Raw genomic sequence first — 23,128 nt, forward strand, 5'->3', positions numbered from 1 at the left:
AAAGGCGCATGCCCGTTGCGTTCACGGCCGCAGCTGGACGACATCCCGGCTGAAGGCGTCCCGAAATCCTCGAAATCGAAAGGATCATCCGATGTCGATTACTGCAGAGCGTAAGGCTCAGCTCATCAAGGAATTTGCAACCGTCGAAGGCGATACCGGGTCCCCGGAAGTCCAGGTTGCTATCCTGACCGAACGGATCAACAACCTGACCGAACACTTCAAGGGCCACAAGAAGGATAACCATTCCCGCCGTGGTCTGCTCGCAATGGTTTCCAGCCGTCGTTCGCTCCTCGACTATCTGAAGAAGAAAGACGAAGCGCGCTACAGCAAGCTGATCGGTGCCCTGGGCATCCGTCGCTAAGCGACTTGTCCGGCGGGTCATTGCGACCCGCCGGCTTTTTTATGGAGCGGTGCACGCTCGACGAATAAACTCTCCGGCCGCCTAGGAAGCGTGGCTTCAGGAGAGAATCCAGCGAACCGGATGGGCCGGTTTCGCGGATCAACCGATGGCCCGTCATGGGGCAGGATTGCAGGATGCTTCGGCCCTGCTTGCCGGAACGCCGCACGATAGCCGGCCTCCGCGCGAAGCAGAAAGCAGCCGGTTTCAAGCGTGAAGCCTCCCGTTGTCTTGCCCGTGATGCGCCATTTCATGCGGCCCCTCGACCACCCGCGCTGCAACAGCCGCGGAAAGGTCCGCCGCACACGAAGGACAGAACATGTTCGATACCCACAAGGTTGAAATCGAATGGGCTGGGCGTCCGCTCAAGCTCGAAACCGGCAAGATCGCCCGCCAGGCCGACGGCGCCGTTCTCGCCACCTACGGCGAAACCGTCGTTCTCGCCACCGTCGTTTCGGCCAAGGCGCCGAAGCCGGGCCAGGACTTCTTCCCGCTGACCGTCAACTACCAGGAAAAGACCTACGCCGCCGGCAAGATCCCGGGTGGCTATTTCAAGCGCGAAGGCCGCCCGAGCGAAAACGAAACGCTCGTCTCGCGCCTGATCGACCGTCCGATCCGCCCGCTCTTCCCGGAAGGCTACAAGAACGACACCCAGGTGATCGTCACGGTCATGCAGCATGACCTCGAAAACAATCCGGACATCCTGTCGATGGTCGCCGCTTCGGCTGCGCTGACGCTGTCGGGCATCCCCTTCATGGGCCCGATCGGTGGCGCGCGCGTCGGCTACATCAACGGCCAGTATGTTCTGAACCCGCATCTCGACGAGATGGACGAATCGACCCTCGACCTCGTCGTCGCCGGCACCCAGGACGCGGTGCTGATGGTCGAGTCCGAAGCCAAGGAACTGCCGGAAGACATCATGCTCGGCGCCGTGGTCTTCGGCCAGAAGGGCTTCCAGCCGGTCATCGACGCGATCATCAAGCTTGCTGAAGTTGCCGCCAAGGAGCCGCGCGAATTCGAACCGGAAGATCATTCCGCTCTCGAGAATGCCATGCTCTCGATCGCCGAAGACGAGCTGCGCAACGCCTACAAGATCACCGAAAAGGCTGCCCGCTACGCTGCCGTCGACGCCGTCAAGGCCAAGGTGAAGGAACACTTCCTGCCCGAGGGCATCGAGAACCCGGCCCATACGGCTGAAGAAATCGGCGCCGTCTTCAAGCATCTGCAGGCCAAGATCGTTCGCTGGAACATCCTCGACACCAAGAGCCGCATCGACGGCCGCGATCTCGAAACCGTTCGTCCGATCGTCGCCGAAGTCGGCGTCCTGCCGCGCACCCACGGCTCCTCGCTCTTCACCCGCGGTGAAACCCAGGCGATCGTCGTTGCCACGCTCGGCACCGGCGAAGACGAGCAGTACGTTGATTCCTTGACGGGCATGTACAAGGAAAACTTCATGCTGCACTACAACTTCCCGCCCTTCTCGGTCGGTGAGACGGGTCGCATGGGTTCTCCGGGCCGCCGCGAAATCGGCCACGGCAAGCTCGCATGGCGCGCCATCCACCCGATGCTGCCGACGGCGGAACAGTTCCCCTACACGCTGCGCGTCGTCTCGGAAATCACCGAGTCGAACGGCTCGTCCTCGATGGCCACCGTCTGCGGCACCTCGCTGGCGCTGATGGATGCCGGCGTTCCGCTGGCAAAGCCGGTTGCCGGTATTGCCATGGGCCTGATCAAGGAAGATGAGCGCTTCGCCGTTCTCTCCGACATCCTCGGCGACGAAGACCACCTCGGCGACATGGACTTCAAGGTCGCCGGCACGGAAGCCGGCATCACCTCGCTGCAGATGGACATCAAGATCGAGGGCATCACCGAAGAGATCATGGGCATCGCGCTCAACCAGGCCAAGGGCGGCCGTCTCCACATCCTCGGCGAAATGGCCAAGGCCATCTCCGAAAGCCGCGGCCAGCTCGGCGAGTTCGCTCCGCGCATCGAAGTCATGAACATCCCGGTCGACAAGATCCGCGAAGTCATCGGTTCCGGTGGCAAGGTCATCCGCGAAATCGTCGAGAAGACCGGCGCCAAGATCAACATCGAAGACGACGGCACCGTGAAGATCGCCTCCTCGTCCGGCAAGGAGATCGAAGCGGCCCGCAAGTGGATCCACTCGATCGTCGCCGAGCCGGAAGTTGGCCAGATCTATGAAGGCACGGTCGTCAAGACCGCCGACTTCGGCGCTTTCGTCAACTTCTTCGGCGCCCGTGACGGCCTCGTCCACATCTCGCAGCTCGCCGCCGAGCGCGTTGCCAAGACGACCGACGTCGTCAAGGAAGGCGACAAGGTCTGGGTCAAGCTCATGGGCTTCGACGAGCGCGGCAAGGTTCGCCTGTCGATGAAGGTTGTCGATCAGGCGACCGGTAAGGAAATCGTTGCCGAGAAGTCTGAGAAGAAGGGCGACGGCGAAGCCGCCGAATAAGCAGGCTTCACCCGAATGCATTCGGGGCGCGGAGCGGATCGCTCCGCGCCCCTTTCTTGTAGGAAGAGACGGATAGACCGATGAGCCGAGATGCGTTGAAGACCCTGTTTTACCCGTTCGATAGCGGCGTGATCGACCCGCCGGGCGAAGGCGAGCGCGTTCTCTTTCTCGGCGCCGAGGCTGGCTACAGGCTGCCCCAGGGCTTCGAAGCCTCGATCGCGGCCGTGCAGCCGCTGAGGCCGCTCTATCGCGCCCTGGAGGCCGTACGCGCCGATGTGACGCCGGAGATCACCGGCGAAGACTACGACGTAACGCTGGTGCTCTGTGGCAAGCACAAGGGCGAGAACGAGGACCGGATCGCCGAGGCGTTGAAGCGCACGCGTGAGGGCGGCCTGATCGTCGTTGCCGGCGGCAAGGAAGACGGCATCCAGTCGCTGAAGAAGCGGATCGCCAAGTTCGAATGGGACGGCGACCACCTGCCGAAGTATCACGGTGTCGCCTTCTGGTTCACCCGCCCCGACGATGTCACGGAGGCCGTGCACAAGCTTGCCAAGGTACCGGTGCGTATCGAAGGCCTGTTCGAGGCATCACCGGGCATGTTCTCGCACGATCGCATCGATGCGGGCTCGGAACTGCTCGCCTCACGCCTGCCGAACGATTTCCACGGCCATGCTGCCGATTTCGGCGCCGGCTGGGGCTATCTCGCCGTCAAGCTCGCCGAAGCCTCGCCGGGCCTCAAGGGCGTCGATCTCTTCGAGGCCGATCACGAGGCACTGGAGGCTGCCCGCGTCAACATGATGGCAAATGCCCCCTCGACACCAGCGCGCTTCTACTGGTTCGACCTGACGAGCGAAGAGCCGCGCGACAAGTACGATCTCATCGTCATGAACCCGCCCTTCCATGAGGCCCACGCAGCCGAGCCGGCGCTCGGCATTGCCATCATCAAGACGGCGCTGAAGGCGCTGAAGCAGGGCGGCAAGCTGATGCTGGTCGCCAATCGCGGCCTGCCCTACGAGCAGGTACTGGCCGAGAACGCTAGGGAATACGGCGAAACCTGCCGCAACGCCCGCTTCAAGGTGCTCTGGGCGAAGCGCTGAGGACCATCAAGGATCAAGCAAGGAGCCGGGCCATTCGCCCGGCTCCTTGCTTTCCAGGCCCTTCGCTCCGGCCGGTGAGCAGCGACAGTTTGCCTGTTGCCATCGCCCCTGTTCGGGCTCACCATGACGCCGTCGGTGTTTCTCGTCGGAGGATGAGTGCGATGACGTCGGGAGTGAACAGGCCGCCCTTGACCGAGGATGCGGCCGAGGCTGTCGCCAGGGACATCAAACATGCCGAGGGACATGGGGCCACCTCCGAAGTGCCCATGTCGTTCCTGAAGAGCCTCTATCATCTGCCGCTGGATCCGGGGCGGCGCACCCATACCGGATTTGTCGTGCTGGCGGTCATCGCCGCCTTGTTCGTGCTGTTCGTATTGGTTTGAACCGCCCATCAATGACGAAGCCCACGGACTACAGCGCCGCGCGTCTTATCAGACGCGCAAAGGTCGCTGTAGCAGTTTGATTTGCTGCATGTCTTTGCCCTTAAATCGAAGTCGATTTAAGGAGACATGCAGCAGTCTGATCCGTGGGCTTTGTCGTGCGTTTCCGCTTGAACGCCTTACTCGGCGTCGGCTGTCCTGAGCGTGTCGAGGGCCGGCATCGAGGTGATGTTGTAGCCGGAGTCGACGTAATGGATCTCGCCGGTGACGCCGCGCGACAGGTCCGACAGCAAATAGAGAGCCGAGTTGCCGACGTCGTCGATCGTGACGGTGCGGCGCAGCGGCGAGTTCTTCTGCTGCCAGGACAGCATCGCCCGGGCGTCGGAAATGCCGGCGCCGGCAAGCGTGCGGATCGGGCCGGCGGAGATCGCGTTGACGCGGATGCCGCGCGCGCCGTAATCGGCGGCAAGGTAGCGTACGGAAGCCTCGAGCGCTGCCTTGGCGACGCCCATGACGTTGTAGTTCGGCATGACGCGCATCGAGCCGCCGTAGGTGAGCGTCAGCATCGAGCCGCCGTCATTCATCAGCTCGGCCGCGCGCTTGGCGATCTCGGTGAAGGAGAAGCAGGAGATCACCATCGTGCGCGTGAAATTGTCGCGCGAGGTGTCGGCATAGAGGCCCTTCAGCTCGTTCTTGTCGGAGAAGCCGATGGCATGCACGACGAAATCGAGCTTGCCCCAGCGCTCCTTGATCGCAGAGATCACGGCATCGACGGACTCGATGTCCTCGACGTCGCAGGGAAGCAGGAAGTCGGAGCCGAGTTCGGCGGCCAGCGGCTTGACACGCTTGCCGAGGGCCTCGCCCTGGAAGGTGAAGGCGAGTTCGGCACCCTGCGCCCCAAGCGCCTTGGCGATGCCCCAGGCAATAGAGTGGTTGTTGGCCACACCCATGATGAGGCCACGCTTTCCAGTCATCAGTCCCGTCATCGTGTTATCCGTTGTAGCGCTGGAAAACGAGCGTGGCATTGGTGCCGCCGAAGCCGAACGAGTTCGAGAGAACCGTATCGATCTTGGCGTTGTCGATGCGTTTGCGAACGATCGGAACGCCCTCGAATTCGGGGTCGAGTTCGCTGATATGCGCGCTTTCGCCGATGAAACCGGCCTGCATCATCAAGAGGCCGTAGATGGATTCCTGCACGCCGGCAGCACCCAGCGAGTGGCCGGTCAGCGACTTCGTCGACTGGATGTGCGGCATCTTGCTGCCGAACACTTCGCGGATCGCGCCGATCTCCTTGCTGTCGCCAACCGGAGTCGAGGTGCCGTGGGTGTTGATGTAGTCGACGTCGCCCTTCACCGTCGAAAGCGCCTGGCGCATGCAGCGGATCGCGCCCTCGCCCGAAGGGGCCACCATGTCGTAACCGTCAGAGGTCGCACCGTAGCCGACGATTTCGGCATAGATCTTGGCGCCACGGGCCTTGGCGTGCTCCAGTTCTTCGAGAACGAGAACGCCCGCGCCGCCGGCAATGACGAAGCCGTCGCGGTTGACGTCATAGGCACGCGATGCCGTCGCCGGCGTCTCGTTGTATTTCGAGGACATGGCGCCCATGGCGTCGAAGAGGTTCGACATGGTCCAGTCGAGATCCTCGTGGCCGCCGGCAAACATCACGTCCTGCTTGCCCCACTGGATCATCTCGGCCGCATTGCCGATGCAGTGCGCCGAGGTCGAGCAGGCCGAAGAGATCGAGTAGTTGACGCCGTGGATCTGGAACCAGGTCGCGAGCGTTGCGGAAGCCGTGGACGACATGGCCTTCGGAACGGCGAACGGGCCGATGCGCTTCGGGCTGACGTTCTTGCGGGTGATGTCGGCGGCGTCGACGATCGTACGGGTGGACGGGCCGCCCGAGCCCATGATGATGCCGGTGCGCTCGTTGCGGGCAACGACCGACTCTTCGAGACCGGAGTCGGCGATCGCCTGCTTCATCGCCACGTGGTTCCAGGCGCCGCCCTGCGACAGGAAGCGCATGGCGCGGCGGTCGACGAGCTCGGTCGGGTCGAGCGACGGAGCGCCCCAGACCTGGCACTTGAAGCCGTTTTCCTGGAAATCGGGAGAAAACGCGATGCCCGACTTTGCATCGCGCAGCGACGCCGTGACTTCGTCGGCGTTGTTTCCGATCGAGGAAACGATGCCGAGGCCCGTGACAACAACCCGTCTCATGATACTGACCTTTTCTTTATTTCGTTCGGTGCAGGCAGGCCTGGTCTTTACTCGGCCTTATCCTTCGACAGCCCGACACGCAGGTCGGTTGCCTGATAGATAGTCTCGCCATCGGCCTTCAGCCAGCCGTCGGCAGTGCCGAGCACGAGCCGGCCGCGCATGACGCGCTTGAAGTCGATGCCGTACTGCAGCAGCTTGGTTTCGGGGCGAACCATGCCCTTGAATTTCACTTCGCCCGTCGAGAGCGCCATGCCGCGGCCGGGCTCACCGAGCCAGCCCAGGAAGAAGCCCGTCAATTGCCACATGCCGTCGAGGCCGAGGCAGCCCGGCATGATCGGATTGCCCTGGAAGTGGCAGGGGAAGTACCAGTCGTCAGGGCGCACGTCGTATTCAGCACGGATGAAGCCCTTGTCGAAGGCGCCGCCCGTTTCGGAAATCTCGGTGATGCGATGAACCATCAGCATCGGCGGCAGCGGCAGCTGCGCGTTGCCGGGGCCAAACAGCTCGCCACGGCCGCAGGCCAGGATTTCCTCGTAGCTGAAGCTGGATTGTCTGGTGGTCATGAATAGGTGCTTCCCCGAATGACTTAACGTGTTATCCGATCTGCTTTAGAGCAAGTTCGGCTTGAAATGAAGCGCGGGGAACCCGGATCTTCTCGTTTCCGGCCCGGTCACCGCCGCCTCAGATGGCATTTTCGTTCCGCCGTCGCTTACAGGATCAATGTGGGCGCGACCAGAGTTAATTGCCAGCCTTCCCCGAGTTTGACCGGTTTTTCAGGCTTTGCAACGCATGTCTGGATGAGAATCTATTGAAAGCGCGGGGCGCAAAAGTTATATCGCAACGGAAGTATTGTGAATTTTGCCGGGATACATGGAACGACCCTTGATGACGAAAGCAACAGAAGTGAGTTCGGAAGAAAGGCTGCGCCACTCAGGCCTCCGTCCGACCCGTCAGCGCGTTGCCCTCGCCGATTTGATCTTTGCCAAGGGTGATCGCCATCTGACCGTCGAGGAATTGCACGAAGAGGCCGTGATGGCCGGGGTGCCGGTTTCGCTGGCAACCGTCTACAACACGCTGCACCAGTTCACCGAAGCGGGCATGATCCGCGTCCTGGCGGTCGAAAGTGCCAAGACCTATTTCGACACCAACGTGTCGGATCATCATCACTTCTTCGTCGAGGGCCAGAACGAGGTTCTCGATATCCCCGTCAGCAACATCCAGATCGACAATCTCCCGGAGCCGCCCGAGGGCATGGAGATTTCGCATGTCGACGTGGTGATCCGTCTGCGTCGCAAGAACGGCCGCTGACAGCGGCGCAGTTCTGGGAAAAGTGTGAAGCGGTATTCCGTCCGGAGCGGCGGGCTTCACACTGGCCCGCAGGGCGATCTTCAAAATAAGTTGATCGCGCGGCCTTCGTGTCGATTGTGCCCCCAATTCACATCACGTCGTCCGGATCTCGGCCCGGCAGTGCCTTGCCCGTCGGCAGCGTCCAGCCGTATTTGAGCGCGCCGCCGCGCACGATGAATGCCGAAATCACGCCGAGCGTCGATGCCGCCGCAAGCGGCAAGCCGGCCATCGTCGCAAGCACGAAGGCGCCAGCGCCGATCAATGCCGCGGTGACGTAGACTTCCGGCCTGAGCAGCACCGAAGGCTCTCCGGCGAGCAGATCGCGCAGGATGCCGCCGAAGGTGGCCGTCAGCATGCCGGTAACGAGCGCGACACCCGCAGAGCCCGTGGCCGCAAATCCCTTCGCAGCACCCATGACGCAATAGGCCGCAAGGCCGATCGCATCGAGCCACACGAGGACCCGGTAGCGCGAGTCGAAGAGATGGGCGGTGAAGAAGAGGATGACCGCGACCGTGGCGCAGACCAGCAGATAGGTCGGATTGGTAACCCAGAAGACCGGCGTCGCGCCCAAAACGACGTCGCGCATCGTGCCACCGCCGATGCCGGTCACCGAGGCGAGGAAGAGATAGCCGATGATATCGAGCTGCTTGCGTGATGCCGACAACGCTCCGGTCGCTGCAAAGACGGCGACACCGGCGTAGTCGAGGATTTCGAGGATCGGCATGGGCGCTCCGGACTAGATTCGGCGGTTCGCTTTGAAGCTGGCTGTCTCGTGCCCCGGCGTCAACTCTCAGGGCACCGGCAGGATCGAGCCTGTCCGGCCCGCGAGGTAGTAGCCGATGAGCCCGATCCATTCGCGCACCGCCGTCGTCGTCAGTTGAGCGTTGAGCGATGGCTGGGTGAAGTCGAAGCCGAGGCCAAGTTTGCCGCTGGTGCGGTAATCCGTCGGCCAGGGGATGACGGGGATATCGAGGGCGCGGAAGAGCCCGACCGAACGCGGCATGTGGAAGGCGGAGGTGACGAGCGCGCAATTCGAAAGCCCGTGCGCCGCCAGCAATTCCCTGGTGTTGCGGGCGTTCTCGAAGGTCGTGCGCGATTGCTCTTCACGTATCAGCCGCTCGCCGCCGGCGTCGAACGCCGCGAGGAAGCTTTCCGACGCCTCGGCATCGCCGGCATAGGCGCCGCTGAACGAGCCGTCGCCGCCGGATACGAGAATTCGCGTCTCGGGATAGCGCTTGGCGAGCGCCAAGGTCTCGATGAAACGGTCCGCCGCCTGGTTGAACTCCGCGCCGCCGCGGCCTGCCATCACTTCGTTCTCGAAGGCGCCGCCGAGCACGATGATGCAGGAGAGCGAGGCAGGCGGTGTCGGGCGGGGAAAGCGATCCTCCAGCGCTTGCAGGGCATAGGGGCCGGCAGTGGTGAACAGTGAAACAAAGAGTACCAGCGCGCCGAGGCCGCAAAAGACAGTGCCGGTGCGGCGCAAGCCCGCACCTGTCGTCAGCAGGCCGGCAAAGACGATGAAGAACGAGAACGACAGCGGCTGCGCCACCAGCCAGAAGATTTTCGAGATCAGGAACATGGGCATCAGCTTCTGCGTTCCGATGCTTAACAAATCATAAACGCGCATCGGAGGGGCCCGGGCTCACCCGATGCGTGACCGTGCGGATCGGCTGTCCTGTTCGTGTTCGCACAAGGTCGCGCGCGTAACATGCTCATCCGAACGTTGCACGGATGGCTGCGGCCACCACTTTCATTTGAAGCCGAAAGGAGTATCATCCGGGAGATGACCACGATATCGGGCTTCAGATCCCAGTTGTTTCGTGCCGCGAATGAGGTTCATGAACTCACCCCATTACAGGCACAACGGCTGCTCGAAGGCGCAGTGGCGTTGATCCGCTGCATGCGCGAACAGACCGGCATGGAACCGAACACCGAGGCGCCCGATGTCACCAACGTCCTGCTCGACATTGCCGCTTCCGTGCCGAACCGATCGGAACGCGAAATCCGCAACGCCCTGCTCGAGTCGGCCGACATCATCAGGCTGCTGACCATGATCCTGGATTCGCTGGACGAATTGGGAAGCAGCGAGGGACCTTGACGGACCGCATAGGATGGCCAATCCGGTGGTGTCGACCGGTCGCGGATCTTACCGACGTTTCGCGGAGACGACCCTCGCAGACATTCTGCAGTCTTACGACAACGCCCGTCTGAATATCGGGATGAAACTCGGGAAGAGTCATCGCGCAATGGCGCTTAGCCGAAGCTAGGGTGAATGCCCTGCGGGCCAGGCATGGATTGGATCCGCAAAATGAGCCTGGCCGGGCGGATCCGATCGTCGATGCCATCAAGGCATATCGTGATGGCATGACGGCTTACAACTCAGACCCCGGTGAAGACGAAGAGACGGTGGATCGGACCTATGGTTCTCCCCTCGATGTTCTCACAGATTGAGAACAGCCGGCGCAGACGCGAGAGGGGGGCTCTGTCCGCGCTCCGTCTGGCCCTCGAAGAAGAGAGGCAGTTCAAGGGCCTTCCCTTGTCACTTTCGATGCTCGCAGCTGCGCTCGCCTATTTCGAACAGGAATCGGCTGGAGCATGAGACGGGATTATTCATTGACGATGCGCGAGTGCGATACGCGTCTCGCCAAGCACGATGATTATCGTTCACGGACTTCAGTGCTTCTTTCTCCGTGGAAGGAGCGGAAGCCAGTCGACGCCGTCTACAGTGCCTTCACCCCAAATGGCAGTCAAACTCTGACTGGGAACATTGAACGGCGAAGCCAATAACATGGCTCGATTTCCGTGGCCGAGACCGCGTTTCGCGATTTTCCGCATATCGTCTGCAGATGGAGGCTTCCCGGTCTCCGCTTCTTTCATCGACCTTAACAAGGCGATGCCAATCTCGTTGCATCTTTCCTTGAAAGACTCCTGAATTTCGGAGGATACTCCAAGATCAATTTCAAAAGTAAACGGAAGATTCTCTTCGCCTAAATAGGCTGAGAAGATAGCATCCAACTTGAGGTCGGACGTAACTTGCTTCAAGCGCTTGAGGCCGTCGCCCCAAGCCGCTGTAAATACGAATCCGATCTTAACCGACCTAAGATATTCTTTCGTTCTGTCTTCGAATAGCTGTCGTGCCTCGCCAAGGTCGACTCGCAAAGCCGGCTCATCGAAACCTGCCGCCAATATATCTTGTCCTTGGCCGCCAGAGGCAACAAAATCATCGATGATAATGATAGGCGTGTTGCTTCCTTTGTTGACCGCTTCATCCAAAGTCATACACGCAGAAACGTAGGAGGGAATGAGATCTGCCGAAAAATAGGTTTGAATTGAACCGCTGTCGCGGACGCTCCCGAACGGTATAACAATCGCCCCTCGGAATTCCGGGTTCTTCTCAATGAAGCTCCGGATCGCGTCAACAGTTTCCTTTCGTTCGAGCATTTTAAAGTTTCGAAGAATGCTAAGAGCACAATCAATGTGTCCGTCGTCATCAAACTGTCGAAGCCAATCGAAAACTCGCTTCGCCAGAGACGCTTCAGTTTTGTTGGCCTGAGATGATGTCGGTGCCTGGTACTTACCAGCCTTCTCGATGAAGGCCCGAACTTCCCCATCGACGTCGGCCATCTCAAGTCGTTTTGGCAATGGCCGGAGGTCATATGGGGCGTTCTTGTAATAGCCCCGAGCGCCTAGTTTGACCTTTAGTTCGTGAAGACGAACTCTATCCCTTTTGCTAGTTTCGGCAGCGGAGTCAGGAAGTCTTATCCCATACTTTGTCCGGGCAAGCTTTTGAAATGCTAAGTAGACGTAGTCTGCTAGATCCCTGCTGGAAAAAATGTACCCACTAGAAAGGTCGCTTGTATAACTGTCTGCCCAAGCGGCGCGATTAACAATATAGTCACGGAAAGGCATCGGCTTCCCATCTGTTGGAAGCAAGAAAGCTCGAGCAATCTGGGTGCCGCCGGAATTTTGAGACAGTGACTGCAAGCCGATCAGGGACTCAATTGTGATGGGATCATAATGGTCGCTAAGATCAAGCCTACGCATGATTTCGTTTAGCTCGTCCAGAAGCTCCTGCTTGAGGAGGACTCTTTTTTGCGGATGGTCAAAATCATCCTGCAGGTCGCTAAGGCCCTCCTTCTGGACCTCATCTCGTTCCAGTGGATCAGCCGGGTATCTTCTCTGTAAGGCGACCGCGCGAACAAATAGCTGTCGATTCTGAACTGTGCGCAAAATAGACAACGCGGCGCGCAATCTCTGGTCTTCAACGGAATCATCTGCCGGAGACTGTATTTCGAGCAGTTCTACCAGCTGACCTCGTGAAATTTTGAGGAGCTGGTCATCGTCGCAATTATATATAAGCCACACTATACTTTCGATAGGCGCTACCGCGGCGAGATTCTCGACGACCGCCTTCAGCATTTGCTCAACAGCAAGAACCTTTGGGTGTCTGTAGATTTTAGCGTAGAGAAGAACACGCGAAAGATGCAGTTCATCCAGGACGGCTATTCCGGACCATTTCATCCCAAAAAGTATGTAGCCGCCTTCGATCCGGCTTACTTGTTTGGCAATTTCGTTCGGTAGGCTTGCCGCATCTAGTTCCCTGATCGCGATTTTTTGGACCAGGCGCGATATATCCAGCAAAGACGGAATACCTGCCATTTTTGCGTCGCGCGCAAAGTAGTCGAGCTTGTCAGCATCGAAAGGTCCTGAGATCAACTCGTGCAGCAGAGGCAATCTGTCGCTGATCCTCTGCCCGATAATCGCCTTTCCAATAAGCTCGGCGACAAAAGCTACGTTTGGCTTGCGATCGGCTCTGAACTTCATGACATCGTAATGTTCAAGCATAGCCTCCAGAAACGAGGCCATCGCCGGCGAGCGAACGATGTAATATGCGAAGATTTCCGAAAGCTGCTTGTTCTCGGTGCCCTGCTCTAGTGCAAAATCAGATGAAATTGTTTGCATCGATGGCAATGACTGGAGCGCCTTCTCTAAGACATGCGAGAACGAGGAGTGGCCAACGTCATGAAGAAGCGCACAAAGTCGCAGGAGGTCTGTATGCCTCACATCGATTAATTGCGGCTGGTTGCGATGTTGCCCCAGCGTATTTAGGGCGCTCACGAGATGTTGCACCTGGTGTAAAACACCCAAAGAGTGTTCGAACCTCGTATGCACAGCACCTGGGTATACCCAGTGCACAACACCCAACTGACGTATGCTGCGCAGTCGCTGAATGAGGGGTGAGTCCAGAAGCGCCACTTCGTGTGGCGTCAGGCCGATTGTCCCCCACAGGGGGTCGTTAATCTCTTTGCGAGCTTGCGGCCACCCGCCAATCTCGATTTGGCGGAGGTATTCAGTCAGATGTTCGTCCGCGAACTTTTCAGCGAGCGCCCGCACAGTCTGCAGGGCAGTTCCGGTTTTTGTAGACAAGAGGTTCAGCCGAGATCAGAAAAGAATTCTTCCACCAGCTTGCTTAGATAGCCCCTCTTCAAGGGAATCCGATCAAGGTACCGGGCGGCACGCTGATCCGTCAGTTTAATATCAAATGTCCTGAATGTTGGATTGTTGAGCGCGATAAGCTCTTTCTCTTTCGCAGATAGGAGCGTGTCGCGAAGGCACACAGAATCCCCGTGGAGGGGATCAACCGCAAAGGTAAAGTTTGGCGTGACCCCCAACTCATCTTGGTGCTGAATCAAATCATTGAACGCATCTTGGAACCGAAGGTCGAGTTCGGTGTCGACAAGGGTAAAATGTTTGCGATTCTGAAGAGCCAGGGTCGCCATAATTCCCGCGACGAATTCGTCCGACGTTAATAATTGTTTTGCCATTTTCATAGTCTCCGACCCCCCCCGCCCAGACTTCTGCGAAACGCTTGAACGCAGCCAATGTTTCTCGCGGCGCAAGCTTCGAACGGTCGCAAATCAGTCTGCGCCCGGATTTTATCAACATTGAGTCAGCCTGCAATTGCGACAAAGGATTACAATTGCCGAATTATAAAAGTTCACGATGCAGCGGTTAATATGTCACACCGCCAAGGAGCCTCGCTGCAAAACAAACATACATCGTGCTTCCCTGGTGCTTCCCCAAGTGAGAAGCTCCGGCATCGTAGATGCTAAGGTACATGTAAGCCTATGCTATCTCTTGAAAAATTTGGTGGAGCTAAGCGGGATCGAACCGCTGACCTCTTGCATGCCATGCAAGCGCTCTCCCAGCTGAGCTATAGCCCCATATCGGGTTCCGGCTAGGCCGGTCCGGGAAGTTCGTCGGGCTGTTGTGTCCGGCGAGTGGCGGCTTATTACTTCCCCTTTTTGAGGATGGCAAGCCGAAAAATGCGTGGCCTGTGGATTTATTTTCAGTCCGGGCCGATTTTCTCCCGTCCGGGCCGTAAAGGCCGAGGACGGGAGCATTCCTATGTCATTTGAAGCGCTTAGACGTCTTCTTCGTCATCGGACACGCCGATGAGGCCGCTCATGTCGTCGTCGTCTTCGTCCTCGTCGGCTTCGAGGAAGGTGTCGTCGTCGTCACCGTCGATTTCGACATCGTCGTCGCCGAGATCCGGCAGGTCGTCGCTGCCCGCTGCCTCATCATCGGCATCCTCGAGCGAAACGAGTTCGACTTCGGTGTTCTCTGCATCGACTTCCGTGACGTCTTCTTCTTCTTCCTTCTCGAGCACCTTGGCGACCGAGCTCTCTTCGAAGAAGGACAGCGGGTAGGACTTGCCGGTGTAAGGCGAAACGATCGGATCACGGTTCAGATCGTAGAATTTGCGCCCCGTTTCCGGGTCGATGCGCTTTGTTCCAAGTTCCGGTTTTGCCACAGTCAAAGCCTCTTGAATGGCCGGCCGTGCCGGCGCTTGCCGGAAAGCCGGCGGGTGGAAAGGGTATCAAGCTTATGATGATTAGCCGGTCCCCATAATCATCTTGACAGCATCTGTCAAAGACAAAACTTGCAAGCGCCTATGTCCCGGGCGTTCCGGCGCGTGCAAGCATACCCGCCCGCCGTGATTTGTGAGGCATGCAGCAGGGGTTGTGGTGGCGGTACTGCTGAAAGCAGGCGCCGGTCTGCAAGGACGCCTTACGGGCTGCATTGTTTTCTTCAATCCTATCCGGTCTAAGAATAAAAGCGGGCAGCCGTTCATGTGCTGCCGCGACTTTGGTGCGCCTTCGAGCGCGCGACACTGACTTGCATGTTTCGAGGATACCGCATGTCGCAAGGATTGGGCCAAAGCCCCGCCACCGCCCGCAAATCCGACGGCCTCAAGGGGTCGATCCGCATTCCCGGCGACAAGTCGATCTCGCATCGGTCGTTGATGCTGGGCGGGCTTGCCGCCGGCGAGACGCGCATTACCGGCCTGCTCGAGGGTGACGACGTGATCGCCACCGGCCGGGCCATGCAGGCCATGGGTGCCAGCATCCGCAAGGACGGCGACACCTGGATCGTCAACGGTGTCGGCAACGGCGCATTGCTTGCGCCGGAAGCGCCGCTCGATTTCGGCAATGCCGGCACGGGTTGCCGGCTCATCATGGGCCTCGCCGGCGTCTACGATTTCGAAACGACCTTCATCGGTGATGCCTCGCTCGGCCGGCGGCCGATGGCGTGCGTGCTCGATCCCTTGCGCGAGATGGGCGTGCAGGTAAAGGCGGCTGCCGGTGACCGCCTGCCGGTGATGCTTCGCGGACCGAAGACGCCGACGCCGATCACCTATCGGGTGCCGGTCGCATCCGCCCAGGTGAAGTCGGCGGTGCTGCTCGCCGGTCTCGATGCGCCCGGCATCACCACTGTCATCGAGCCGGTGCTGACCCGCGACCATACGGAACGCATGCTCCGCGGATTCGGCGCCGAACTCTCGGTGGAGGCCGATGCCGCCGGTGTCCGCACCATCCGGCTCGAAGGCCGTGGCCGGCTCGTCGGCCAGGAGATCGAGGTGCCGGGCGACCCGTCCTCGGCGGCTTTCCCGCTGGTTGCGGCGCTCATTGTTCCGGGCTCCGACATCATGATCCGCAACGTGCTGATGAATCCGACACGCACGGGCCTGATCCTGACCTTGCAGGAGATGGGCGCCGACATCGAGGTGATCGACATCCGGCAGGCCGGCGGAGAAGACGTGGCGGATCTGAGGGTGCGCCATTCCGATCTGAAAGGCGTGACGGTCCCCGAAGAGCGCGCAGCCTCGATGATCGACGAGTATTCCATTCTCGCTGTCGCCGCCGCCTTTGCCGAAGGCGCGACCGTCATGAGCGGCCTCGATGAGCTGCGCGTGAAGGAGTCCGATCGCCTCGCCGCCATCGCCGCAGGCCTGAAACTCAACGGTGTCGATTGCGACGAAGGCAAATCCTCGCTTGTTGTCCGCGGCCGTCCCGGCGGCAGAGGATTAGGCGCTGCTTCAGGCGAGGTCGTGAAGACCCATCTCGATCATCGTATCGCCATGAGCTTCCTTGTCCTGGGGCTTGCCTCGGAGCACCCGGTCACGGTCGACGATGCGTCGATGATCGCGACGAGCTTTCCGGGGTTCATGGATCTGATGACCGGGCTGGGGGCAAGGATCGCGTGAAGCCGACGGCGCTGGCGGCAAAGCTCAAATGGCTGCTGACAATTGCAGTCGTCGTTCTCCTGACACTGCTGACGCAGATCGGCGGCCTTGTCTGGCTTGTTGCTCTTGGTCTTACGCGCCGAAGAAGAGCGGGCATTTCCGTGTTTCTTGCACTCTTTCTGGGTCTCTATGCGGCGGGGAGTGCGCTCACCTATGCCGTGGCTCCGATCTTCGGCCGGGTTCCGCTGCCCTGTTTCGACGACGGCACGTCGCGGCTCAGGATGCAGTCGCCCTTATTCTGTGTCCTGAACCGCCAATATGTCGTTCCGGAACTGAAGGAAGCGGCCTTTGCCCTGTCGCGGCACATGAGTCAGGCTTTCCCCGGAACGACGACCTTGGCGCTCGACGCCAATTTTCCCTTCTTCAATGGCTTTCCGCTGTTCCCGCATCTATCCCATTCGGACGGCCGGAAGCTCGACATCGCGTTCTTCTATCGGGACGCCGTTGGCGGCTATCTGGATAAGGCGACCCGTTCGCCGATCGGCTATTTCGCCTTCGAGCAGCCGCGCCCGGGTAGCATTCTTCCGTGCCGGGATCGCGAAGACCTCTTGACCTTGCGGTGGGACTTGGACTTCTTGCAGTCGCTGTGGCGGTCCTTGTCGCTGGAGGAAGGCCGGACCGGCGAGGCGCTCCGCTGGCTCTCCGGCGAGGGGAGTAGCTTCGGTATCGAGAAGATATTCGTGGAGCCGCATCTGGCGCAAAGACTTGGCGTTGAGGCCGAGTCCATTAGGTTTCAGGGTTGCAGGGCCGCCAGGCACGACGACCATATACATATGCAGGTTGGAAAATGACGTTCACCATCGCCATCGACGGACCGGCAGCTGCCGGCAAGGGCACGCTCTCGCGCCAGATCGCCGAGGAATACGGCTTTCACCATCTCGATACGGGGCTGACCTATCGCGCCACCGCCAAGGCGCTGCTGGATGCCGGCCTGCCGCTCGACGACGAGGTGGTGGCCGAGAAGATGGCGCGTGACGTCGAGCTCGCCGGGCTCGATCGCTCAGTCCTTTCCGCCCACGCGATCGGCGAGGCGGCATCGAAGATCGCGGTCATGCCGGCGGTGCGCCGGGCGCTGGTCGAGGCGCAAAGGGCCTTTTCGCTACGCGAGCCGGGAACCGTTCTCGACGGTCGCGACATCGGCACGGTCGTCTGCCCCGATGCGCCGGTGAAGCTTTATGTCACCGCCTCGCCGGAAGTGCGGGCGAAGCGACGCTATGACGAGATCATCGGCAACGGCCAACAGGCCGACTATGCGGCGATCTTCGAGGATGTGAAGAAGCGCGACGAGCGCGATATGGGCCGCGCCGACAGTCCTTTGCGGCCGGCCGACGACGCGCACTTGCTTGATACGTCCGAAATGAGTATAGAGGCGGCGTTTCAGGCCGCGAAGACTTTGATCGATGCGGCTCTGATGAAGAAGATCTGAAGAAGAGCCCTTTCATAAACCTCGTTTGGAACGCTCTTCTTGCATAGCCTGAAATTCCGTCCACGCGCCGGATTGCTCCTTCAAATGGAGCGGACTGGGTTCAGGCCTGTTCAACACCAGCCCCCGGCGCATGTGCGTCTCGAATGAGATGCATGCAGGAGATTCCATGTCTGCTACCAATCCAACCCGTGACGATTTCGCCGCCCTTCTCGAAGAATCCTTCGCGAAGACCGATCTCGCCGAAGGCTATGTTGCCAAGGGCATCGTTACGGCCATCGAAAAGGACGTCGCCGTTGTCGACGTCGGTCTGAAGGTCGAAGGCCGCATCGCTCTGAAGGAATTCGGCGCGAAGGCCAAGGACGGCTCGCTCAAGGTCGGCGACGAAGTCGAAGTCTATGTTGAGCGCATCGAAAACGCGCTCGGCGAAGCCGTTCTGTCGCGCGAAAAGGCTCGCCGCGAAGAGAGCTGGCAGCGCCTGGAAGTGAAGTTCGAAGCCGGCGAACGCGTCGAAGGCATCATCTTCAACCAGGTCAAGGGTGGCTTCACCGTCGATCTCGACGGCGCCGTTGCCTTCCTGCCGCGCAGCCAAGTCGACATCCGTCCGATCCGCGACGTCACCCCGCTGATGCACAACCCGCAGCCCTTCGAAATCCTCAAGATGGACAAGCGCCGCGGCAACATCGTCGTATCGCGTCGTACGGTTCTCGAAGAATCCCGCGCCGAACAGCGTTCTGAAATCGTTCAGAACCTCGAAGAAGGCCAGGTTGTCGAAGGCGTCGTCAAGAACATCACCGATTACGGTGCGTTCGTCGACCTCGGCGGCATCGACGGTCTGCTCCATGTTACCGACATGGCATGGCGCCGCGTGAACCATCCGTCGGAGATCCTGAACATCGGCCAGCAGGTCAAGGTTCAGATCATCCGCATCAACCAGGAAACCCACCGCATCTCGCTCGGCATGAAGCAGCTCGAGTCGGATCCGTGGGATGGCATCGGTGCGAAGTACCCGGTCGGCAAGAAGATCTCCGGTACCGTCACGAACATCACCGACTACGGTGCGTTCGTCGAGCTGGAGCCGGGCATCGAAGGCCTGATCCACATCTCCGAAATGTCCTGGACCAAGAAGAACGTACACCCCGGCAAGATCCTGTCCACGAGCCAGGAAGTCGACGTCGTCGTTCTCGAAGTCGATCCGACCAAGCGTCGTATCTCGCTCGGCCTCAAGCAGACGCTCGAGAACCCGTGGCAGGCATTCGCGCATAGCCATCCGGCTGGCACCGAAGTCGAAGGCGAAGTCAAGAACAAGACCGAATTCGGCCTGTTCATCGGCCTCGACGGCGACGTCGACGGCATGGTCCACCTTTCCGACCTCGACTGGAACCGTCCGGGCGAGCAGGTCATCGAAGAGTACAACAAGGGCGACGTCGTTCGCGCTGTTGTTCTCGACGTCGACGTCGAGAAGGAGCGCATCTCGCTCGGCATCAAGCAGCTCGGCAAGGACTCGGTCGGCGACGCCGCCGCTTCCGGCGAACTGCGCAAGAACGCCGTTGTTTCGGCTGAAGTCATCGCGATCAACGATGGCGGCATCGAAGTGAAGCTCGTCAACCACGAAGACATCACCTCGTTCATCCGCCGCGCTGACCTCGCGCGTGACCGTGACGAACAGCGTCCGGAGCGTTTCTCGGTTGGTCAGGTTGTCGACGCTCGCGTCACCAACTTCTCCAAGAAGGACCGCAAGATCCAGCTGTCGATCAAGGCTCTGGAAATCGCCGAAGAGAAGGAAGCCGTTGCTCAGTTCGGTTCGTCCGACTCGGGCGCTTCGCTCGGCGACATCCTTGGCGCGGCTCTGAAGAACCGCCAGAACAACGAGTAATCGTTGCCTGACATCTGAACTGGAAAACCCGCGGAGAGTTATCTCCGCGGGTTTTTCTTTGGCCGAATGCTTGTTCGGTTTGGACTTTCAGCCGAGGCCGCCGAGCCTGCGATAAAGATCATAGGCGTCGGGTGCTTCCGCTGCCCCGTCGTCGAGCGCGGCCTCGTCCGTTGGCTCCGCCCCGTCCGCTTGATCGCGGTCGTCACCCTCTTCAGCGCCCTGCTCTTCGTCCGATGCCTGATCTTCCGAACCGGCAGGCATTTCATGGCTGAGATTTTCGGTTTCTGCCGCATCCTTGGCGGCCAGCGGGTAGGGGATCATGGCAAAGGGAATGGCTTCGCGCGGCAGGCCGTTTTCGACGAGCCTTGCGATGACCTGCTGCATCGTCTGTTCGTCCGTTGCCCGTTGCGTCCGCGTGTCCGCAGGCGTGCGCTGGGCTACCTTTGCGTCCTCCGCCTGCTCGTCGAGCAAGGATGGCAAGGCGTTGCCGCCATCCGGCGCCTCGCGCGGGCGGGTCGCGCCGTCGATCGCGCGTGCTTGCGCGGCGGCTTCCTTTGCCGGGACCGGCGCCGGCGCATCCGTTCCATCGGCATGCTCGGCCGCCGGCAGGGTCGCGGCGCCGGCAGTGCTTTCGGGCGAGGTCACGCTGTCGCGAATGAGCGTCTTGATCGCCTCGAAAAGCACCCGCACCGGCCGGGTCTCGGGATTGCCGCGTCCGGCCGTCGTTGCTGTCTTGGCACTATTATCCTCGTCGGCATCCCGCATCGGCCCATAGGTGCCATCGGGATCCCCGTCCTCGGCGGATTGGGCTGTCGCTGTCGCATCAGCCTCGACCGGCGGCGCCGTGCTCTCGCTGGCGGACGCCTCGCTTTCGACATGCCCGGCATCGGCCGGTGGGACGGTTTGCTCAGGCTCGGCCCCGGGGGCCGTTTGCGGAAGTGCTTCCTCGACGTCGCCTTCGCCTGCAAGCAGGGCGGCGGCGTTTTCGACCGGCGTGCCTTCCGCGGACGTGGACTTGCCCGTGCTCGCACGCGTTTCGCTTCGCTCGACCGGTGCTGCGTTCCGACCTTTCGAAGGCGCTTCCGTCGTTCCGGCCCGGTCCAGGTCATCACCCCGCGATTCCATCACGTCGGTGTCCTCGCCGACGCCAAAGGTCTTGCGCAGCACCGCTTGCAGCAGCGCGACCTCTCCGGCAACCGGGGTGCGTGCAGCAACCGGGTTGAGAGGCATGGCCGGCTGGAGAGAAGGGTTGCGCAGGATAACATCGCGTGCCTGGGCGGGCATCGGGGTGGCGGCGCTGCCCGGCGCGCTCGTGCCATTGCGGATCGCCGGCAGTTCTATAAGCAAGCCGACCCGAATGGCGAGGCTGCGCCCGCCGAGCTGACGTTCGAGCAGCAGCCGATCGGATGCAGGCATCGATTCGAGGAAGGCTACGAGGCGGCGAACGAAATCCCGCCCGCCTTCCTGCGGCAGGGGTGGGAACCTCAGGATGCGCGCCAGGTCCTCCATCAGCCGCACCAACGCGTCCTTGGAGAGGATTTCGCGGCCCGAGAGATGTCGGGTCAGCGCGTCCAGGATCTTTTGTATGGCTTCCCCGCGTTGGCCGGCGGGCAATAGCGCTGCCGGCTGCTGTGCCCTGGTGCTCGCATCTTCTGCAGAGGCGGCCGCCGCTCGGCCCGTCTGGATGGGTATCAGCATTCTGGTCTCCATCTCGCTTGACCTCGGGTTGACCAATCGCCGTTGACCGACGAAACGCGGTTGCACGCCTAGACACGGACCGATTTCCGGCTCGTGTGCGGACTGTTTCTTCGTCACTTACGGGTTGGCGCCTCATGCGCGTCTACAGCGCCGCGCGTCCTACGCGCAAAGGTCGCTGTCGCTCTTTGGGTTGCTGCATGCTCTTGAAGAAACATGCAGCAGGCCAATGGCCGGACGACCGCGACAACGTCGCGGATAGGGAATCGGCATGATGTTCGAGGTTAGGTGAAAGAGGTTTATGAAATCTTAACCATGTTTCGATGGCTGCGGCGGTCGACCGCCCTTGCCTGTGGGCGTCAACAGCGCCATCTTCAGCACTTCTGAGGAGTTCCGGATGACCGTTCGTCCCCCAAAAGCCCTGAGCCCGACCTTCTCGACCACCGGTGCCTTCAACGTGCTCGAATATGAGCTCATGTCCGAGCGCGCCGATGCGCTCGGCCGGCATGGGCTCAAGGTGGAAAAGGCCCTTGCCGCACTGTCGGAGCTGAAGGCGGAGGTGGCCCCGGATCTGCGTGAGCGGCTTCTCGATGAAGCAGCCGATGCCGTCTGGGCGTTTTTCATTCAGCGCGAGATCTGCGGGCTGCGCGACAGCCGCGATGCCGTTCGCCGTTACGGCATCCCCAAGGAAGTCATGGCGCGGTTGGGGATCGTGCGCAGGAAATGATCAGAAGCTCTGCGCCGCCAGGCTGTAGAGGCCGTTCTCGTCGAGGCGGACCAAAGGTTGCAGCTCGGTTTCGCGGCGCTCGGCGACATTTTTCAGTTCATCCTTGAGGCGGAGTGCGCGTAGCTGCTCGTCCTGCTCGACCAGCGACTGCTTGTCGGTGCTGCGGGTGGGATCGTTGCGCAGGCTGTCGACCTGGGCTTCCTCGAGCGACCCGGATTCCACTGCGCTCTTCAGCCGATCCACCGCCTTGGCAGCCTGTGCCTGGCTTTGGGACCCATTGCCGCTCGTCTCTCCAAGCACCGCCTTCAGCGTCTCGTTTTCCCGGCCGCCCGGATTTTTGAGTGCCTCGGCCAATTCGGTGAGGGAGACGCCGAGTTTATCCAGCCCAAGCCGTTCCTCGACCTTGGCGATATCGCTCGGATCCAGGGCCTTGATCTCGTTTTCGAGCGCTCTGGCGAAGGCGGTGTCGGATTTGAATGTCTCGCGGTCGAGGTCGAAGAACTCGCCGACCTGACGAATGAGAGCCGCGCGATTGCTGTTGGGGTCGTTCCGGGTGCGATCGAAGAAATGGGCGTTGATCTTGTCGTTCGCCGCCTTGCGGGCGCCATCGGACTGGACCTGCGCCTTCAGGATCTTGTCGTCCTTGGCACCTCTGGCCTTTTCTTCTTCTTCCGCCTGCCGCTTTTCGATGTCCTTGACGATCGAGCCGACCAGGCTGGTCGTTGCGGTGGCGGTCGATTGCTGAGTCGGAAGCAGCATGTTTCATCCCCGGACAGCATCGTGGAGCTTTCCGAAAGTTAGGTCGTCGCGGTTAATGGCGGCTTAACCGTGGTCTCCCACAATCGGGACGGGCCTGGCACACAAACCCGGTTGTCTCCGCGATTGCGCGCGGAGATACGCGTGAGCCGCAAT

Annotated in this window: 21 protein-coding genes and 1 tRNA gene; 11 read left to right on the plus strand and 11 right to left on the minus strand. The window is 60.6% G+C overall.

The window, feature by feature from the left end:
• Positions 1 to 91: 91 nt before the first annotated feature.
• The 4 genes from rpsO (at position 92) to QM996_RS18165 (ending at position 4,350) form a co-directional block, all read left to right on the plus strand.
• Positions 92 to 361: a 30S ribosomal protein S15 gene (gene rpsO / locus QM996_RS18150; RefSeq protein WP_173515172.1), complete on the plus strand. Its 270-nt coding sequence runs from the start codon at positions 92 to 94 to the stop codon at positions 359 to 361.
• A gap of 355 nt (positions 362 to 716) precedes the next feature.
• The gene (pnp, locus tag QM996_RS18155) at positions 717 to 2,870 is read left to right on the plus strand and encodes a polyribonucleotide nucleotidyltransferase (RefSeq protein ID WP_173515173.1); all 2,154 of its coding nucleotides are present in this window, start codon (positions 717 to 719) and stop codon (positions 2,868 to 2,870) included.
• An 80-nt stretch (positions 2,871 to 2,950) separates the two neighbouring features.
• A complete protein-coding gene (locus QM996_RS18160; RefSeq protein WP_500268619.1) occupies positions 2,951 to 3,967 on the plus strand; it encodes a class I SAM-dependent methyltransferase in 1,017 nt (338 codons plus the stop codon).
• Between the two features lie 161 nt (positions 3,968 to 4,128).
• Positions 4,129 to 4,350 (plus strand): hypothetical protein, encoded by a 222-nt coding sequence (locus QM996_RS18165; RefSeq protein ID WP_173515175.1) that lies wholly within the window; start codon positions 4,129 to 4,131, stop codon positions 4,348 to 4,350.
• Between the two features lie 176 nt (positions 4,351 to 4,526).
• On the opposite strand, the gene fabI is transcribed toward QM996_RS18165, so the two are convergent.
• From fabI to fabA, 3 genes are read right to left on the minus strand one after another with little or no spacing between them, the layout of a single operon-like run.
• A complete protein-coding gene (gene fabI / locus QM996_RS18170) occupies positions 4,527 to 5,333 on the minus strand; it encodes an enoyl-ACP reductase (protein ID WP_500268620.1) in 807 nt (268 codons plus the stop codon).
• A gap of 4 nt (positions 5,334 to 5,337) precedes the next feature.
• Complete coding sequence (gene fabB / locus QM996_RS18175; RefSeq protein WP_500268621.1) at positions 5,338 to 6,561, minus strand: beta-ketoacyl-ACP synthase I; 1,224 nt, start codon at positions 6,559 to 6,561, stop codon at positions 5,338 to 5,340.
• Positions 6,562 to 6,608: 47 nt separating this feature from the next.
• Positions 6,609 to 7,124, minus strand: coding sequence for a 3-hydroxyacyl-[acyl-carrier-protein] dehydratase FabA (gene fabA / locus QM996_RS18180; protein ID WP_173515178.1), 516 nt, complete (start codon positions 7,122 to 7,124; stop codon positions 6,609 to 6,611).
• Between the two features lie 322 nt (positions 7,125 to 7,446).
• Between fabA and irrA the strand changes: the two genes are divergently transcribed.
• Complete coding sequence (irrA, locus tag QM996_RS18185) at positions 7,447 to 7,869, plus strand: iron response transcriptional regulator IrrA (RefSeq protein WP_093234322.1); 423 nt, start codon at positions 7,447 to 7,449, stop codon at positions 7,867 to 7,869.
• A 127-nt stretch (positions 7,870 to 7,996) separates the two neighbouring features.
• Here irrA and QM996_RS18190 read toward each other — a convergent pair whose 3' ends face one another.
• Together QM996_RS18190 and QM996_RS18195 are read right to left on the minus strand one after the other, a co-directional pair.
• A complete protein-coding gene (locus tag QM996_RS18190) occupies positions 7,997 to 8,632 on the minus strand; it encodes a trimeric intracellular cation channel family protein (protein ID WP_500268622.1) in 636 nt (211 codons plus the stop codon).
• 66 nt (positions 8,633 to 8,698) lie between these two features.
• Complete coding sequence (locus QM996_RS18195; protein ID WP_500270353.1) at positions 8,699 to 9,487, minus strand: YdcF family protein; 789 nt, start codon at positions 9,485 to 9,487, stop codon at positions 8,699 to 8,701.
• 204 nt (positions 9,488 to 9,691) lie between these two features.
• On the opposite strand from QM996_RS18195, the gene QM996_RS18200 reads away from it, so the two are divergent.
• Positions 9,692 to 10,006, plus strand: coding sequence for a hypothetical protein (locus QM996_RS18200; RefSeq protein ID WP_500268623.1), 315 nt, complete (start codon positions 9,692 to 9,694; stop codon positions 10,004 to 10,006).
• A gap of 575 nt (positions 10,007 to 10,581) precedes the next feature.
• Here QM996_RS18200 and QM996_RS18205 read toward each other — a convergent pair.
• From QM996_RS18205 to QM996_RS18220, 4 genes are all read right to left on the minus strand, one after another.
• On the minus strand, positions 10,582 to 13,335 hold the full coding sequence (locus tag QM996_RS18205; RefSeq protein ID WP_500268624.1) for an HD domain-containing protein: 2,754 nt from the start codon (positions 13,333 to 13,335) through the stop codon (positions 10,582 to 10,584).
• 5 nt (positions 13,336 to 13,340) lie between these two features.
• A complete protein-coding gene (locus QM996_RS18210) occupies positions 13,341 to 13,733 on the minus strand; it encodes a hypothetical protein (protein ID WP_500268625.1) in 393 nt (130 codons plus the stop codon).
• 323 nt (positions 13,734 to 14,056) lie between these two features.
• Positions 14,057 to 14,132: transfer RNA gene (locus QM996_RS18215), tRNA-Ala, on the minus strand.
• Positions 14,133 to 14,332: 200 nt separating this feature from the next.
• On the minus strand, positions 14,333 to 14,722 hold the full coding sequence (locus QM996_RS18220) for a TIGR02300 family protein (protein ID WP_429810748.1): 390 nt from the start codon (positions 14,720 to 14,722) through the stop codon (positions 14,333 to 14,335).
• A gap of 387 nt (positions 14,723 to 15,109) precedes the next feature.
• On the opposite strand from QM996_RS18220, the gene aroA reads away from it, so the two are divergent.
• From aroA to rpsA, 4 genes are all read left to right on the plus strand, one after another.
• Entirely contained in the window at positions 15,110 to 16,456 is a 1,347-nt protein-coding gene (aroA, locus tag QM996_RS18225) for a 3-phosphoshikimate 1-carboxyvinyltransferase (protein ID WP_500268626.1), read from the plus strand.
• Entirely contained in the window at positions 16,453 to 17,286 is an 834-nt protein-coding gene (locus tag QM996_RS18230) for a hypothetical protein (protein ID WP_500268627.1), read from the plus strand. The genes aroA and QM996_RS18230 overlap by 4 nt, the downstream gene beginning before the upstream one ends.
• On the plus strand, positions 17,283 to 17,921 hold the full coding sequence (cmk, locus tag QM996_RS18235) for a (d)CMP kinase (protein WP_500268628.1): 639 nt from the start codon (positions 17,283 to 17,285) through the stop codon (positions 17,919 to 17,921). Before QM996_RS18230 ends, cmk begins: the two co-directional genes overlap by 4 nt.
• A gap of 148 nt (positions 17,922 to 18,069) precedes the next feature.
• The gene (gene rpsA, locus QM996_RS18240; protein WP_173518052.1) at positions 18,070 to 19,794 is read left to right on the plus strand and encodes a 30S ribosomal protein S1; all 1,725 of its coding nucleotides are present in this window, start codon (positions 18,070 to 18,072) and stop codon (positions 19,792 to 19,794) included.
• 87 nt (positions 19,795 to 19,881) lie between these two features.
• Here the strand turns inward: rpsA and QM996_RS18245 are convergent, their stop codons facing one another.
• On the minus strand, positions 19,882 to 21,492 hold the full coding sequence (locus tag QM996_RS18245) for a hypothetical protein (RefSeq protein WP_500268629.1): 1,611 nt from the start codon (positions 21,490 to 21,492) through the stop codon (positions 19,882 to 19,884).
• A gap of 394 nt (positions 21,493 to 21,886) precedes the next feature.
• Here QM996_RS18245 and QM996_RS18250 point away from each other — a divergent pair, with 394 nt between their 5' ends.
• Positions 21,887 to 22,216, plus strand: coding sequence for a DUF6665 family protein (locus tag QM996_RS18250; RefSeq protein WP_500268630.1), 330 nt, complete (start codon positions 21,887 to 21,889; stop codon positions 22,214 to 22,216).
• Here QM996_RS18250 and QM996_RS18255 read toward each other — a convergent pair whose 3' ends face one another.
• The gene (locus QM996_RS18255) at positions 22,217 to 22,975 is read right to left on the minus strand and encodes a hypothetical protein (RefSeq protein WP_500268631.1); all 759 of its coding nucleotides are present in this window, start codon (positions 22,973 to 22,975) and stop codon (positions 22,217 to 22,219) included.
• Positions 22,976 to 23,128: the final 153 nt, after the last annotated feature.

The organism is Sinorhizobium chiapasense (assembly GCF_045277575.1).
Taxonomy (GTDB): domain Bacteria; phylum Pseudomonadota; class Alphaproteobacteria; order Rhizobiales; family Rhizobiaceae; genus Ensifer; species Ensifer chiapasense_A.